Below are 16,573 nucleotides of genomic sequence, written 5' to 3'. Positions count from 1 at the left end.
CAAATGGGCATATGAAAATAAAGTAACTTTAGACTTCTCAAGACCAGGAAAACCAACAGATAATCCCTTTATAGAATCATTTAATGGAAGCTTCAGAGATGAATGTTTAAATATTAACTGGTTTCTATCGATACAGGATGCCGATGAAAAGATAAAAAACTGGAGAGAGGAATACAATCACTTCAGACCTCATAGTTCCTTAAACGGAATGACCCCAAATGAAGTGGTTAAAATGTATATCAACAAGCCCGAATCTCCAATTTAAGTTGGCAGTAAAAATGGGAGGAGGTCAGCAAAGGAATCTCTTTAACTTTTATGCCTCAGAAAATTGCTAACTTTTTACACTTGCGTATTATATTATTAGTGTCAAACTATTTTTTATTTAAAGGCAGGCTAGAGAATAATAGATAGCCAAAAAGTATCGCAAATATGAGATATAAAATAGCGCAAAATGAGATGCTATTTCTAAAATCATTATGTAATACCTACAAATTTTAGGCGCTCATTATTTTGGATTTGCAATGTTAAACTGGACGGCAAAAGCAAACTTAATAGGAGGAATTTATAGCAGACCTGTTTGTATTGGAGACTTTACGCATTTTCTTATTGGCGGACTTGCTTCTTTGGTAAAACCGACTTGAAAAAAAGTGACTTGACAAAAATCAAAGAAATTATTAATTTGGCAAAAGTTGAACTGTGAAAAATGAAAAAAGAATTTATGCTTTATATTCGAAATGCAGTAGATGCCAAGGCCGCATTGACAGATGACGAACATTTGGCATTCATAAAGAAATGTGAAGTATATATTGGGCGACTTAAAGCTGAGGGAAAATTAATTGCAGCTCAACCCATGGTTCGTGAAGGGTTTATTATTTCAAAAAAAGGAGGCAGCTGGACAAATATTTCAATTGATCCAACTAAAGAAGTACAGGTAGGATATTATCATATTAGAGCAAGCGACATTGACGAAGCAATTTCAATTGCAAGAGAGAATCCAGAATTTGAGTTTGTGCCATCTGCAAGTATTGAGGTAAGACCCATAAAAATGAAAGAAGAACAAACTGACTTTGTTTACCCAAATAGCTGAAAGAAAAGCGAACGCATAACAAAAGTACCCCATGTACCATTTATAGGAATTGAGCAAGTTAATTTGGTAGTAGATAGGGTTATTAAGCCAACTAGCCAGTTTAAACCCTGATTTTCCGGCTTTACTAAATTCAGATAGTGGTATCCCTGGAGTTCTGATAACCTCTCAATGGGATAATCCTGACTTTGATTTTCATTATCGATATTTTTGGCCCTGGGCAGGAACTAACGATGACCTGGTAACAGGAAGCATACAAACTTGCCTTACAAAACATTGGGTGATAAAACTCAAAAAAAATAAATTAAAAGCCTTTCAATCTTCTTTAAGAACAGGGATGATTACAACCGAACTGCTTACAGACAAAGTATTGATTTATGGCGAAGCCGTTACCGTATTTGAAGGTGAATTAAAAAATTGAGAACTAATGGAAATTGGTACCCTAAAAGTGCGGATATGAACTGGTTAAGAAAAGAGGTCGAATTATATTATAATCAAAATAACCTTTGGAGGAAAGCAGAATAAAGGCACACAAGCACAGATTTGTAACATATGAAAATTCGGACTTTGGTTGACAGTTTTAGTTTTTATCTTGTTAATTAAAGTTTGTGATATGAATACAAAAGCAATTGCAGACATTCGTCGCAAGTTAAAAGTCCTCGACTACGGAAAAGAGATAGGTAATGTTTCAAAAGCTTGTAGGCGCTTTGGTGTTTCCAGGCAGACTTATTATAAATGGAAACGGGATTATGAACGCGATGGGGAAAGAGCTCTTATCAATAGTAAGCCTTGTCCTCAAAATCCAAAAATCAGGGTACCAGGGCATGTAGAGGAATTAATTATTTATCTGAGGACTAATTATTATCTTGGTCAGCTTAGAATATCCTGGTATTTAAAACGCTATCATGATATCAAAGTATCTGCAAGTGGAGTTTATAGTGTTTTAAAACGCAATGGACTTAATAAATTGCCGCAGCATCAGAGAAAACGTTCTATGGAACCGTTTAAACGATATGAAAAGCAAGTGCCTGGGCATCGAATTCAAGTTGATGTAAAGTTTCTATATTTTACTGATTGGTTAACAAGAAATGAGGTGAAGCGTTACCAATACACTGCTATAGATGATGCTACCAGAGCAAGAGCCCTTTATATTTATGATGAGCATACACAAAAAAATGCAATAGATTTTGTTGATAGAATTCGCAGTAAGTTTCCTTTCAGAATTCACACTATTCAAACAGATAACGGCCACGAATTTCAGGCTTTATTTCATTGGCATTGTGAGGACTTAGGAATTAACCATGTGTACATCAAAAAGGCCAGTCCTCATTTAAACGGTAAGGTTGAGCGCTCCCATCTCACTGATCAACAAGAATTTTATCAGCTTGTTGAATACACAGATGATATTGATATCCTTAAGAAATTGGATGAATGGGAAACCTTTTACAATTGTCACCGGCCTAATGCTGCACTGAAGGGAAAACACCTTATGAAGTACTCAGAGAAAAACTTACTCTTACTTAAAGGCCGTAGGCTAAAAATGGTGAGAAAAGTTCATTCATTTTTATCGCCGATGCCTTAAAAAAACCTAAGTCATCTATTCTATTTTCATCAGAAAATTCTAACTTACAATCTGTCAACCTTAGTTTAGAGCCGCACATGTAACACAAACTGGGCGGCAAATTACCACTTCAGCTACCATACTTTCTTTGTTATAAAATCAAAATCGACTAAAATTACAAAGCCCCGTTCTTCAACAGAGCTTTGTAATTATTCGTATTGAACAGTTCTTATGCAGGAAGCTTCTGGCTTTCTCTCTTTCCCAGAAACGGTGCATTGCCATGGCAGTAATAAATTTTTCTGCTACGTCAGATGCTCGATCTCCAATAATCACACCTTCGCGTTACCGTTTCCGTGCTATTGTCTTAAGGTAGTTTCTTCGAGAAGTAAGTGGCTTCCAAAACTGCCTTCCCTTATCTGATGCAGGGATGGCTTTGCTGTGCTTAAAAGCTTCGTTTAAGAAATGAATGGCATCTGCTTTCACTTCAATCGTTGCTACACTGTTTGTGCCTGCGGTCACATACACGTCATCAAATAGAACAGATGCTGCTGCAAGTAAGGTTTTATCCACTTTAAGCGTGTTGTTCTTTGATGTAGTTACACTACAGTTTTGATCTCAACGATGAAAAGGATAAAGCGGCAGAGCAAAATCTACCCGCTTTTATCCAAAAATCATTTTTATTGTAAATGCCTAAAAAGACCTAATCTGTAGATTAAATGTATGCTCCGCATCCAAAGGCTACTCACGAACTCTCTACAAAGGATTTTTTCAAAGTGGGCGATCATGCTTTTAAGAATAACCCTTACACCACTCAATTATTCACGAAGCCTTGAAATGCCACCGTCCGAAACTATGATGAACACAAAAAAAATACATCTTGTGTTACTTGGTTTTTGTGTTTTTTGAACTTCTACGAAGCAGTTTCCAATTGAAAATGCAAACACGCCACTTAATTGGAAGACAGCAGAAGGAGGCTGAGAGACCAAGGTGAGAAAGACTCTCATCTGAAGTTCTTAAAACAATTTTAACCTCCACACAGCTTATTTTACAGTCTTAAAAAACTATCTCAGCCCAAGCCTATTTTCCTCTGCTGAATTACAATAAAAAAGTTTTGCACATACCTAAACTTCTTCTATTTTCTCATTTAGCCACTACCATTTTTTTAGACAATATTAACTTGTCGTCAATTTGTATTGAATAGGTGTAAGTGCCACTGGTCAGTAACGAGCAATCAATGTTTAATACTCCCCTTCCGCCGTGGGTAACGGGGATTGTTTTTATTATCTTGCCGGTAGCATCAGTAATAATAACTTGAGCATTTCCAAAACTTCCGGGAATTTGATAAGTGATACGGGTAGTGTTGCTAAACGGATTAGGAGTGTTTTGATATAAAATAATATCGCTTAAAGTAGTAGTGGTGTTTGTATTAACTGCTTGTCCATGTGCCAGCTTGGCTATCATTTCTTTTAGTTCGTCGTTTTGCTTGCTTAACTCCTGTACTGCTTTAACTAGTGGAATTACAAATTCTGCATAGCGAATGCCATAGAAACCATTTCCATCTTTGGGTGCGTCCACTCCGCTAAAGTCATAGTTCAGCTTTTTTGCAGCAGCTTCTACTTCCTGGGCTACAAAGCCTGTGTACTTTATTTTTGCCTTCTCTGCTTTTGCCTTGAGTTCTTCGGCTGTGGGTTCTATCTTTGTAGTTTTCCCATTGGCTTCTTTTACCTCATGAGCTGGTCCTTTGAGAGCCTTTTCAATACCTTCCACGTCTAAAGTGTAGGTGACGGGACGCAGTTCATTGATAAATTTTAGTCCTGGTACATCTTCTTTGATATTCTTTTTAAACCTGCCATCAGAAATATTCGTCCAGTTCGTATATCCTCCTATTGAGGTAACAGAGCTATTGCCAATACGGACCTGGTTGGAAGCAGTATTTAGAGCGTCAAAACCAACTGCCGTAATGTTGTCAAATCCATTGGCAGTTGGCCCGGTAAATGATCCTAAAAATGTGGCCGCGCTATAAGTAAGGTTATAATTACCGGAAAAATAACCTAGAGCTGTATTATAATTATTGGTGGTATTGTAAAATAGGGAGCTGCTGCCTATGCCTGTATTTCCTGTACCTGTGGTATTGCTGAAAAGAGCGTTTAAACCGTTTGCGGTATTGTCCAGCCCGGTCGTGTTTCTGTAAAGTGCCTGAAAACCCGCAGCTGTATTATTTCCTCCAATAGTGTTAGCAGTAAGAGTATTTACTCCGTATGCTGTATTGTAACCACCACTGGTATTGTTATGTAAGGCATAAAGGCCAGTGGCTGTATTATATGAACCAGTGGTGTTTGAGGTAAGGGCGTATACCCCCGTGGCCACATTATAACTGCCTCCGGTATTGGAATAAAGAGCATTAACTCCATTGGCCGTATTCCATTGGCCAGTAGTGTTTTTGTATAACGCTTGAACTCCTGTGGCAGTGTTGGAATTGGCAGTTATGTTATTGAAAAGCGCATTCCAGCCGCTAGCCGTATTGTACAAACCAGTAGTATTAGAAAACAAAGCGTTTACACCGTTTGCGGTATTGTTCTGCCCGGTCGTGTTTCTGTACAGTGCCTGAAAACCCGCAGCTGTATTATTTCCTCCAATAGTGTTAGCAGTAAGAGTATTCACTCCGTATGCTGTATTGTAACCACCACTGGTATTGTTTTGTAAGGCATAAAGGCCAGTAGCTGTATTATATGAACCAGTGGTGTTTGAAGTAAGGGCATATACCCCCGTGGCCACATTATAACTGCCTCCGGTATTAGAATAAAGAGCATTAACTCCATTGGCCGTATTCCATTCGCCAGTAGTGTTTTTATACAACGCTTGAACTCCTGTGGCGGTGTTGGAATTGGCAGATATGTTATTGAAAAGTGCATTCACGCCATTTGCAGTATTCCATTTCCCAGTTTTATTGGAATACAACGTGTATGCGCCATGCCCTGCATTGTCGATTCCAGTAGTGTTTTTAAACAAGGAATAATAGCCGACTGCCGTATTATTAGTACCAGTAGTGTTGTTAAAAAGAGCATGATTGCCAAGCTTTGTATTTGTCTGGCAATTAACGTAGATGGCAGAAAGGCATAAAATGGCTGCTGTAAGAACATACGGTTTCATAAAATTTAGTTTTAATTAAGTTTAAAAAGGTGCTGTGAAAGAAAACGGAAGTATAGGAGAAAACAGTTGTCGTGAAATATCTGAAAGTTGCTATAAACAATCTGAAAAAAGCTACGATAACTGGTAACGCGTCACGAATTCACTTCCTATCTTATCTACCTATCTTCTAAACTATACTTTTGGCTATTGTCATAATATAAGCTTTTATTTTAGATAGAACTTGGAAGGATATTAGTAATCGCTGTAAGAATCTCTAATAAGGTAATTGATTGTGCAGGTGGCTCACATGATATACAACTCTACTTAATGCAAATTTGCCTAATAAACTGCTATTTGCCCAGCTAACATATCTTGGCTGGGCAAATAAGGAATAGGTTTAAACTTACAAACAATATTAGCAACCCGGAGATGTATTCGTGGGAATTCTTATAACGAAAGTGGCTAATTTTTTCATATGAATAATTTTAGTTTTGATAGAAGTTAGCGAGAGTTGTAAATTTCACTTTATAAACAAAAGATTTATACTGCCAAAAAACAGTTTTTGCAGTAAAAAAATTAGTAAAAATTTTTCGGACTTACTGGTGAACTTTCTTACTCTTGCTATTTGCTTGCTTAAAGACTAATGGATATTGCTATAGACTCTTTTGCTGGTTCCTAGGAAATATTTCACGGGCTAGAAAAAACTGGGGGAACAGTGAATGAAGGTGAGCATAAAGATATTATTTAAATGCGATAAATGCAAAGAAATATTAATATAATATCTGCATATTTATAAACTTCTCAAAAATCTGTTTCATGCAGCACTTTAGCAAATTATTGATTTAGGACAATGTTTACAACGACTTCAAGAGCAGGAAAACCTATCTTATTACGTCTACAGAACTACTTAAGATAGAACTAGATTTGAAAGATGTTTAACGGTTATTGTTTTCCTAAGGTAAGAATCAGCAACTTATAATATATAAAGAGAAAATTTGCAACCATTCAACAACACATCGCATTTAAAATTATGTTTCTTACCTTTGTAATTGAAATAATAGGCATAAAAACAATAAGGGAGCGTTAATACTTGCATACTTGTTCCCCCGCAAATTGTTTAAGTATTGCTCCCTAATTTTATATAAATGTAAGTTTATTTTAATAGAACTTATTAATTTACTATGAAACAATTTTTGCAACACTTATACAATTCCGTTAATTTCTGACTTAAAGACTTCACATAAAGCCTTAGGTAAAGTTATGTAACAGTTTTTTCTGGTAATACCAATCCTATTAATTAAGTAAAAAGATAATACTTTTTTATTCTGCTTTCCTTATTCCGGCACTTTACTTTTCTGCCAATATTCCACTATTCTTATGAATGTTCCTTCGGTTCTGCAAAGCTTCCGTTTTTAACAAAAAAACCGTTACTTCCTAACTCGTAAAACTTTTGAATTTGTTATCATAGTATTTTTTAATGTTGCTGCTATCAATAGCATCGGATAATGCTACTAACGGAATTTTATTTAATTCTGCCTTAGTACATATAGCATAAACGCATTCATCTAATGTCTTAATTGGCATGTTTACATCAACTACAATTGTATCCGGTAATCCTTTCGCTTCGACTACTTTAAAAATCTCATCGCAGTTACTGGCAGTGTTTATTATAAGGATGATTAAGAAGGAACTTGTAACTTTTCCTATGGCAACTTATTACACAACATTTTGTTCTTGGCCGCCTAAGCGTTGAACTTAAAGGTATTTTTGAAAGTCATTTCAGCAGATGCGTCCCTCATTCGGTTTTTAAGCTTTTCGCCGGGTTTGCTATTGCCGCTTTAATTGCCTGAAAACCGATAGTTAGGGTGGCAATACCGACAGCAATGCAGCTTGCTGCAACAAAGAGCCAATAACTAATACTTGTTTTATAAGCAAAGTTTTCGAGCCATTTGTTCATGCTATAAAGGGCAACCGGAATGGCAATAATTATGGCAATGATAACCAGGGCGATAAAATCTTTGGCGATCAGGGCAACGATATCGGCAACACTTGCGCCCAATACTTTTCTTACGCCGATTTCTTTAGTGCGTATTTGTGCTGAATAAGTGGCTAAAGCCAGCAAGCCTAAGCATGATATGAAAATGGCGATGGCTGCAAATATGTTGAATAGTGTTTTGGTGCGGTTATCTGTTTTGTATAGCTCGTCAAACTTTGTATCAACGAAACTGTAAGTAAAAGGGTTAACACCTGTGTACTTATTATAAATTTTCTGAACTGCTTGAATAGATTCCTTTGCGCGCGCCGCGGTTGTTTTCACATACAGAATATTTTTCCAGCGCTGGGTCCAAAAAACAAAAGGTGTTATCTTGGTTTTCAATGATTGAAAGTGGAAATCTTTTACCACGCCAATGATAACTCCAGGTGCATCGTGCACGCTCATCTGCTGTCCTACATAGGGAGGCTTTAGTCCCATTTCTTTTGCCATTGTTTCATTAATGATGTACGATGCCGTATCAGAAGGCATGCCTTTAAAATTCCCCCCTTCAACAAACTGAAAATTCATCAGAGGTATAAAGTCTTTATCAACATTTGCGTTAACCACAATCATGTTATTGTCTTTGGGTTTGCCCGTCCAGTCTATATCACCGGTTGAATTTTGATAGTCAGCCATGTTGTAAACATTAGATAAAGCTGTTGCCGTAATGCCTGACATATGCTTCAGCTCATCTTTTACAGCATCAACATGGTTAATTGCTTCATCACTAAGTGGCACGGTAAACACCTCCTCTTTATCATATCCTAAATCTATCTGGCTTATATACTTCATCTGCCTACTTATAACGAGGGTGCAAATGATGAGCATCACCGAGATGGAAAATTGGAAAACCACCAGCACCTTGCGCAGTACAATACTGCTGGTGCTCTGGCTTAATTTTCCTTTTAAAGAGTTGATGGGATTGAATGAGGAAAGATGTAAGGCAGGATAAACGCCCGATAGAATTAGCGTGCTAAATACAGCGATGCCAATGATAATCCAAACAGAAGGATTGGCCAGAGAAAATTCTAACGATTTGCCCGAGATGTCGTTGTACACGGGAATTAATAACGATACCAAAACAAGAGCAATCAATGCGACAATAATAAAAATAATAAGTGTTTCAACTAAAAACTGCATGAATAAATGCAATTTGTTAGCGCCAATAACTTTGCGCACACTAACCTCTTTAGCTCTTGCCATAGAACGGGCTGTTGAAAGATTGACATAATTAACAGCCGCGATCGCAAGCAATAAAATCGTAATAATGATAAATACTTGTACAATACGCAAACCGGACTTATTACCATCGGCCGTTATTAAATGTTTATCTGCCAATGGCTGCAACAAAAATTTCGACTGGCTATCGCCATTGCGTGCATCTTTATACATTTTGCTAAGCGCATTACCGATAGCTACACTGCGAACGTTAGGTTGAAGTTTTATATAAGTATCAAACGCATAATCACCAAGGTCTTCATCAATCGTTTTCCAATCACCGTTACCGCCCGATGCGGTAAAACTTTTAGCATACAGGCTCATTGGGAACAACGCATCAAAGCGCAACGAGGAATTTTGCGGAAAGTCTTTTAATACACCTGTTACAATAAAATTTGTTGTGTCTAAAGCTATCGGTTTTCCAACTATGTCAGTGGTGCCGAAAATCTTTTTCGCCGTTTCTTCGGTGAGCAAAACATTGTTGGTGGCAGTAAACAAACTGTTAGTCGCACCTTGGATTGGTGAAAAGTTGAAGACCGAAAAAAAGCTGCTGTCAACATAGCCTACGTGCAATCCTCCAATCAGGTTTTTACTGCCGGACTGATGAAAGGTAGCCCAATCACCAGTCACTCTAGTAATGTTTTGCACCTGCGCCAGTGATCTCGCATATTTGAATAACGGACCTGGAACGCCACCCCAAACCTGTTCTTTTCCGTTCACATCGAAGTGGGAGCTCAAATTATAAATCCTGTTATAATCAGTATTGAATTTGTCAAAGCTCCTTTCATCTTGGATCCACATCAATAAAAGAATGGAAGTTGTTAAGCCAATAGATAAACCAAGAATATTAATGGCAGTGTAGAACTTGTTTTTAACCAAGCTGCGCCATGCTGTTTTAATATAGTTTTTAAACATGTGTAGGCTTATTTAAGCTTTTACGAAGCACCAATCAGGTGCCAATAATTTTCTTCCTGATAATCAAGTAAGTAAAGGCGTTAGCTACATCAAATGAGTTCGTTTTCGATACAGCAGTGTTCGATTTTGTTACATTCAAAACAATAAGTTGCATTGGGCACTCCTGTACATTAAATCTTTTTTCATCAGTTGCGCATACCCTTGTTATCCACAACATTTCTGTTTTAAAGCTTCCACTGTGAAAGGTGAATAAAGATATTCAAGGATGTTTGCGCAGGAGACTAGATCGGTTTTTTTGCTTTCGTTTTTCTGTCATCCTACATCGTATTGCTGTAGAGCTATTTTAGGACTAGACATCATTGGGCTTTTTTTATTTCTTCTCGTAGCGGCAAATTGCCGGAAAGCTGTGCCTAATCACATAACAAAGACTTGTTTAATGAACAACTTTACGGCTGTCAATCTGAAACAGTGACTTTTTCGTATAATATTATACCATTAGTCAACACTTGGGGGATGAGAAATCTAATACCATTATCAAAATTTATACTGCTTTTCTTTTTCCTTGGAAGTGGTTTTATCGCCTTTTCGCAACCCAACATCAAAGGCATTTACATTGTAAATGCTGAAACCAAAGTGCCAATTCAGGATGCATTTGTACAAAATGAAGATGCGACATTTAATACAGATGCAGACGAAAACGGGTTTGTCTCATTTAAGAACCTGCCCCCAACAGTTTTGAAATTGAACGTTAGCTACATTGGGTTTGAAACAAAATCAATTGGCTTAGACTCATTGACTGCTACCAATAATACAGCTATTATTTACTTACACGCAAGAGTTTCCAACCTTGAGGAAGTTCGGGTGAAAGGTACTGCCAGTAGCGGTGTTTTTAAAACCATCAGCGACCTTGATATTCATTTGCGACCTATCAATAATTCACAGGAAGTATTGCGGATGGTTCCAGGGCTATTTATAGGGCAACATGCCGGAGGCGGCAAGGCAGAGCAGATATTTTTAAGAGGATTTGACTTAGACCATGGTACAGATATAAACATATCTGTAGATGGAACGCCTGTAAATATGGTGAGCCATGCACATGGGCAAGGTTATGCAGATTTGCATTGGGTAATCCCTGAACTAATAGACAAAGTGAACTTCAATAAAGGACCTTATTTTGCAGACAAAGGAAACTTTACCACCGCTGGTTTTGTGGAGTTTAAAACAAAAGACTATTTAGAAAACAACTTTGTAAAAGCAGAGGGAGGGCAATTCAGTACATTTCGAGGAATTACAGGGATAAACCTGATGAAGCCTAAAGGTGACCGTAGAAGCCAAAGCCTATATTTTGCCGGAGAAGCATCTTACACAAAAGGATATTTCGACAGCCCACAGGATTTTAACCGATTCAATAGCGTTTTAAAATATCACGGCAGTATCAGTAACAGCAGCACATTAACTACTACACTTACAGGATTTACCAGCAAATGGAATGCATCAGGTCAAATACCGGATAGAGCCGTTGAAAGCGGAATGGTGGGCTTTTACGGAGCAATCGACAACACAGAAGGCGGTAAAACGTCGAGGTACAATGCCAATGTAGAACTGCTGACAAACCTTGGGAATGGTGCCTTGCTTCGTAACGAGCTATACTACAGCCGCTACAAGTTTGAGCTTTATTCCAATTTTACTTTTTACAAAGAAGACCGGGTAAACGGTGACCAGATACGTCAAAAAGAAGACAGGAACATATATGGTTACAACGGTTCATTTCGCAGGGTCTTTTACATTGGTAACATACCTTCTGAAACAAATGCAGGTATTCAGGTAAGATTTGATGCCATTAAGAACATTGAACTTACAAGAACAAAAAACAGAACTGTAAACACCGCCGACATTATGCTTGGCGACATTAACGAAATGAACGCAGGGGCTTATTGGTCGCAACGTTTTTCAGTTTCAAAGAAACTCGATATTACCGGTGCATTTCGTGGCGATTACTTTACCAATCGCTATAATGACAAGTTAGCATCACAAGTAAGTTCAACCAATGCAGCTATTATCAGCCCCAAACTTAATTTCAACTACCGCTTAAACGATAAGGTGCAACTGTATTTATACAACGGAAGAGGCTTTCACAGCAACGATACAAGAGTAGCCGTACAACAGAATGGAAAGAAAGTATTGCCATCAGCTTACGGTTCTGATTTGGGTGGCATTTTCAAAGTTGGCAGGAAATTACTTTTTCAATCAGCTCTTTGGTACTTGTGGCTCGACCAGGAATTTGTGTATGTTGGCGACGAAGGAGTAGTAGAAGCGGGTGGAAAAACAAGACGCTACGGGTTTGATTTTTCAGCACGGTATGAAGTAATAAAAAAGGTGTTTGCCGATGCTGATGTTAGTCTTGCTAATCCAAGAGCATTAGGCGTGGACAAAGCGAACAGTTATTTGCCTTTAGCCCCGCGCTTTTCAAGTGTAGGAGGACTTACCTACAGAAAAGAAGAGGGCTGGAATGGTAGCTTGCGTTACCGGTACATGGCAGATAGACCAGCAAACGAAGACAATTCAGTAGTAGCAAAAGGCTACTTTGTTACCGACGCCGCTATTAATTACACTAAGAAAAGATGGGAAGCAGGAATTGCCATTCAAAATCTGTTCAATGTAAAGTGGAAAGAAACACAGTTTGATACGGAAAGCAGGTTACAGAATGAACCAGCACCGGTTTCAGAAATCCATTTCACACCAGGAACACCCTTCTTTGCAAGAGCAAGTTTTACGGTATTCTTCTAAAGCATCGTAATGTCCTAAACAGAAAACGCTACTTCGGTAGCTTTGTTTTTTCTATTGTAACCAGCAGTAGTACTTCTATTCAGCGATTTAGGTTCGGCGGTTACTCCCGCTACAGCTATGCTTCTTTTAGCCGCAGGCGCTATTACCTTTTTTCATAGATTTATCAAGTGGAGGATTTAGAATATGCTTGGTTTTAAGAGTTTTGAATCAGCATCAAGGACTTTGGTAGGAATAGAAATAGTAAGGAGGATTACAATGGAACAAGTTACTTTTCCTAGGTGTACTTATTTCAAAACATTTTGTTCTATCTCAACATAATTATCAGGGAAAAATGATAATACATACTTTTATTTCAACAGACGCGACAAAGCCGAATTTTAAACATATAAAAACAGGCAGATCAAATAAATGAAGAGAGCAACGCATCGGTAACAAAAGTATCTGTAAAAAAGCTGGGGGGACGGAAGCTGTGGTTCAGCAATTGCAGAATTTTGATATTTAGAAATATTTGCTGCACTTAAATAAATTATATTTTAGTAGTGATACATTAGAAATTGGTCCCTAATTCAAAGTAAAATGCATCATCTTAGCTATCATCTCTAATGCCTTATACAAATGAATGCTTTTTTGCTACACACATAAGAGTTAAAGCGCTATCGTCTGCATTTGGGTTTCTTCCTGATAATATGTTTCCTAATCGGTACTTAAAATCAGCTTTGCCTTTCTTTCCTTGTAAGACTTCTGCTCCTACGGTATGATTATGGGGAAAAATGCTAACCTTAAAACCAGAAGGTTCCAAAATAGATCTGAACATTTTCCGGGTTACTCCATGTCCCGGCTTGTGGTGGATTTCGCATGCCAAACCCCAATGTTGCTGATCATTTGTTTTATGAAATCCCCGGCCCACTATTTTATACCAAACTAAACGTCCGTTCCACAGCAGTTTAGCAACTCCTTTATAATTCCATGCGCTTAATTGAGGGTCATGATCAGTTATCAACATTCCTCCCGGTTTTACCAAACGGGCAGCTTCTTTCAGCACGGCCTCCATATCTTCACAGTGATGAAGAGCAGCATTGAGGGTGACTATATCTGCAAATCCTGATTTAAAAGGAAGATTTGTTGCATCTGCCAGCACGGGCAAGTAACCTAAATCTTTTGCCATTTCCAGAGATTTTGGTGCAACNTCTATACCAATCAAGAGCTTTGGCTTTCCTTTTAAGGAAGCAAAAATATTTCCTGGTCCGCATCCAATGTCTACAACNACCTTATCATTCCANTCTCCTATGGCNGCTTTCCAGCGGTTTATAAATTCATCACTTCTATGGCAGTATGTNANATATTCTTCTGCCCACTCAGGTTGATTAAAATAATAAGCATTTGCTTTTAATCCTTCCGAAGGTTGATTGATAGGGATTTGCAGGTAAGTTTCTGTTTCTTCGATTACCGCACCCGGTTGCAAAAAAGTTTTGATTTGTGAAAGCATAAATGGTGTTTATGTGTTAGGGAATATGAAGGTATAACCACAGAGTTTTGATCAATTCTTTTCATACACTATAAGGAAAATTGACTTTATTAATGAAGATGTTTGTGGTTGCCAGTTATAGTTTTATTTACATGGATACTTGCAAAAACAAAAAAATTAGGGTCATTGAAACCGCCATGGGGATTTAAGTAAGAATTCTTCCATTCCTTTGAATACTCAGTTTAGGAATTAGCTGTTTAGAAGTATTTGAATTATATAATCAATTGGCTGCAATAAGTAAAAGCACCGCGCTATGTTGATTATTAATTTAATCGTTAATGTAAAGACTTCTAAATTTTCCTGTTTATTTTTCCATATATACTTAGTCAAGTCAACTGTTCAATAACGAATCTTACGTAGGCAATTACACATGCCTTTATTTTAATCATAGCTTCGCCTATCCAGCCACACCTGATTAGTTTTTTTAATAGCCAGTTGAAGAAATTGGAATACTTGTCCCTTTGCTATAGCTTATTCTTTACCCAATTATGCATTAATAAAGTTTCCTTTCATTAATATATAGTAAAAATGGTAAGCTTTTAAGAATTATTGGATAAAGAAAAATTTGGAGGATATTTTGCTCAAAGAAATTCGTAGGATTAAATTGGGGTCTAGATAAGCAAATTTCGCTTTAGACAGCCACTTTTATACCATAAAACAAAGTAAGTTAGTTATATAAAAGTATTTTGCAGCATTTCTAATTAAACAAACTTAATATTTAAATTTTTAATTTTCTTATTATTTAATAACTTTTTTTAGCAATATTGCCATAATACATAGTCAACTGCCCTATTCCATCAGTTAAGTCCATACCATGTATTGCTGTTGTATCCATTGATAATCCTGGTAATGTTTTTAGTAAACTTTCTGTCGAAACGAATAACAAGTAGACCTTCATTGTGTAAAAAAGAACAGAGTATTGACAGTAACTGCTCATGCTCTCCATTGCTATTGTTTTTACATCAACTGCAAAACACCATTAAGTTATGACGCGTAATCTTCGCTGTGCTGCCACTCTCTTATCTAGTCTTTAGTCTATCCTTTAGCTACATCGATCGCAGCGCTAGGACTAATAATTTAAATAGAAACTTTTGGCCTCAGTTGCATATCTTTTATGGCATAATTATCTAAATAAATGGATTTTGTGACAGGTTAATGTTCTATTTAGGGAACGGCAAACGGGGGCAAACGCCATTTTATTGAATATCTAATTTTTTATTTTTGTAATCGTGTGTATATATATGATACTTTGATATTTTAACAGCTTTATAAACTTTAGAGAGCTGCCCTTTCGAGATAGCTTCTTTTGATAGGAAACTAATGCGCCGCTTTAAACTACTAAATTCAATGTAAAATTTGGATATTTATATTAGTCATAAACCTTTCTTGACAGGTCAATTCTAATATCCATGTTAACCAAAAGAAATGTTTAGTGGCAAGCCCTTACTATTGCCACTAAAAGTTAACTGTATGTAGGGAAGCTTCGTTATCTTCAATAACCATAATAATATCTGAACTCATTTCTCTTACCCATGAGGGTAACTTAGTTAAAGAATCGATAGTCCATTTTTCCTTATCATCTTTTTTTATAACAATCACTATCCCGGCGTATACTACGTCTTGAGGTAGAACAGCATACTTTATTGGGTATAGAAGTCTATTGAATTCTAAAGTAATTCCATTTATTGTTTTGATAAAAGTTTGTTGCATTTACTATTTCCCTGTGTTTCTAAAAATAGAAATTATTCTTAGAATTCGCAATCAATATACCGTCCTCTCTAATAATATTTTGTCAAAAAAGCTGAAACAAGCTAGCATACTTTCAATCCCAGTCATATAACCATCTTCCGGATACTTAAAATACTATTTTTCCCTTTTTAACGTTTATACAAAAATTAGAAAATACATTATCTCATGAAAAAACTTTATTCAGTTCATGTAATTAAAATATTTCTTGTCATTGCTTTTGTTTTAACGGTCAGTTCTGCTTTTTCCCAATTAAAGATCGGCTCTAACCCAACACAAATAAACAAGTCCTCCATCCTGGAATTGGAAAGTGACAGACAAGGTTTTTTGCTACCTCGATTAACTGATACTGCAACTATTAACACGCTCACCCCACCTGACGGTATGTTAATTTACCTATCCTCACCGGCAGCGGCAGGAAGAGGGTTATACNTTCGAAAGGCAGGCATATGGCAACGATTTGTGACTGACTCTGTCGCTCTTGATAAATGGTCTAAGTCTGGAGATGTATTGAAGGGAACAGAAAAAATGGGATCACTAAATGCACAAACCTTACGACTCATAACTAATAGT

The 16,573-nt window shown here is 37.0% G+C and carries 10 protein-coding genes and 2 pseudogenes; 6 read left to right on the top strand and 6 right to left on the bottom strand.

Annotated features, from left to right (window positions below; all coding sequences use genetic code 11):
• From B154_RS0119105 to B154_RS30270, 4 genes and pseudogenes are all read left to right on the top strand, one after another.
• Positions 1 to 265: integrase core domain-containing protein (locus B154_RS0119105; RefSeq protein WP_018615934.1), on the top strand; the 265-nt coding region annotated here is incomplete at its 5' end.
• Between the two features lie 438 nt (positions 266 to 703).
• A complete protein-coding gene (locus tag B154_RS0119095; RefSeq protein ID WP_018615932.1) occupies positions 704 to 1,087 on the top strand; it encodes a YciI family protein in 384 nt (127 codons plus the stop codon).
• 73 nt (positions 1,088 to 1,160) lie between these two features.
• Positions 1,161 to 1,505, top strand: coding sequence for a PhzF family phenazine biosynthesis protein (locus tag B154_RS31555; protein ID WP_083934990.1), 345 nt, complete (start codon positions 1,161 to 1,163; stop codon positions 1,503 to 1,505).
• A 192-nt stretch (positions 1,506 to 1,697) separates the two neighbouring features.
• A pseudogene (locus tag B154_RS30270) lies at positions 1,698 to 2,608 on the top strand (IS481 family transposase).
• A 379-nt stretch (positions 2,609 to 2,987) separates the two neighbouring features.
• On the opposite strand, the gene B154_RS33145 reads toward B154_RS30270, so the two are convergent.
• The 4 genes from B154_RS33145 to B154_RS0119055 form a co-directional block, all read right to left on the bottom strand.
• Positions 2,988 to 3,215: a hypothetical protein gene (locus B154_RS33145; RefSeq protein ID WP_026260304.1), complete on the bottom strand. Its 228-nt coding sequence runs from the start codon at positions 3,213 to 3,215 to the stop codon at positions 2,988 to 2,990.
• A gap of 570 nt (positions 3,216 to 3,785) precedes the next feature.
• Positions 3,786 to 5,795: a tail fiber domain-containing protein gene (locus tag B154_RS0119075; protein ID WP_018615929.1), complete on the bottom strand. Its 2,010-nt coding sequence runs from the start codon at positions 5,793 to 5,795 to the stop codon at positions 3,786 to 3,788.
• 1,774 nt (positions 5,796 to 7,569) lie between these two features.
• Positions 7,570 to 9,942, bottom strand: coding sequence for an ABC transporter permease (locus tag B154_RS0119060; RefSeq protein WP_018615928.1), 2,373 nt, complete (start codon positions 9,940 to 9,942; stop codon positions 7,570 to 7,572).
• A 34-nt stretch (positions 9,943 to 9,976) separates the two neighbouring features.
• Positions 9,977 to 10,159 (bottom strand): hypothetical protein, encoded by a 183-nt coding sequence (locus tag B154_RS0119055; RefSeq protein WP_018615927.1) that lies wholly within the window; start codon positions 10,157 to 10,159, stop codon positions 9,977 to 9,979.
• Positions 10,160 to 10,455: 296 nt separating this feature from the next.
• On the opposite strand from B154_RS0119055, the gene B154_RS0119050 reads away from it, so the two are divergent.
• Positions 10,456 to 12,729, top strand: coding sequence for a TonB-dependent receptor (locus tag B154_RS0119050; protein WP_018615926.1), 2,274 nt, complete (start codon positions 10,456 to 10,458; stop codon positions 12,727 to 12,729).
• 96 nt (positions 12,730 to 12,825) lie between these two features.
• A pseudogene (gene mprA / locus B154_RS33975) lies at positions 12,826 to 12,909 on the top strand (MprA protease, GlyGly-CTERM protein-sorting domain-containing form); the annotation flags it as partial.
• 427 nt (positions 12,910 to 13,336) lie between these two features.
• On the opposite strand, the gene B154_RS0119045 reads toward mprA, so the two are convergent.
• Positions 13,337 to 14,215, bottom strand: coding sequence for a class I SAM-dependent methyltransferase (locus tag B154_RS0119045; RefSeq protein WP_018615925.1), 879 nt, complete (start codon positions 14,213 to 14,215; stop codon positions 13,337 to 13,339).
• Between the two features lie 781 nt (positions 14,216 to 14,996).
• Entirely contained in the window at positions 14,997 to 15,200 is a 204-nt protein-coding gene (locus B154_RS32560; protein ID WP_157580879.1) for a hypothetical protein, read from the bottom strand.
• Positions 15,201 to 16,573 lie beyond the last annotated feature (1,373 nt).

Source organism: Segetibacter koreensis DSM 18137 (assembly GCF_000374045.1).
GTDB lineage: Bacteria > Bacteroidota > Bacteroidia > Chitinophagales > Chitinophagaceae > Segetibacter > Segetibacter koreensis.
Note: the sequence above shows the minus strand (reverse complement) of the source record. Positions and strands in the feature narration are given on the sequence as shown.

Excerpts from the sequence above, each read along its gene's own strand:
- B154_RS0119050 (WP_018615926.1), top strand. The coding sequence starts at position 10,456 with ATGAGAAATCTAATACCATTATCAAAATTTATACTGCTTTTCTTTTTC.
- B154_RS32560 (WP_157580879.1), bottom strand. The coding sequence starts at position 15,200 with ATGGAGAGCATGAGCAGTTACTGTCAATACTCTGTTCTTTTTTACACA.
- B154_RS0119060 (WP_018615928.1), bottom strand. The coding sequence starts at position 9,942 with ATGTTTAAAAACTATATTAAAACAGCATGGCGCAGCTTGGTTAAAAAC.
- B154_RS0119055 (WP_018615927.1), bottom strand. The coding sequence starts at position 10,159 with ATGTTGTGGATAACAAGGGTATGCGCAACTGATGAAAAAAGATTTAAT.
- B154_RS0119075 (WP_018615929.1), bottom strand. The coding sequence starts at position 5,795 with ATGAAACCGTATGTTCTTACAGCAGCCATTTTATGCCTTTCTGCCATC.
- B154_RS0119095 (WP_018615932.1), top strand. The coding sequence starts at position 704 with ATGAAAAAAGAATTTATGCTTTATATTCGAAATGCAGTAGATGCCAAG.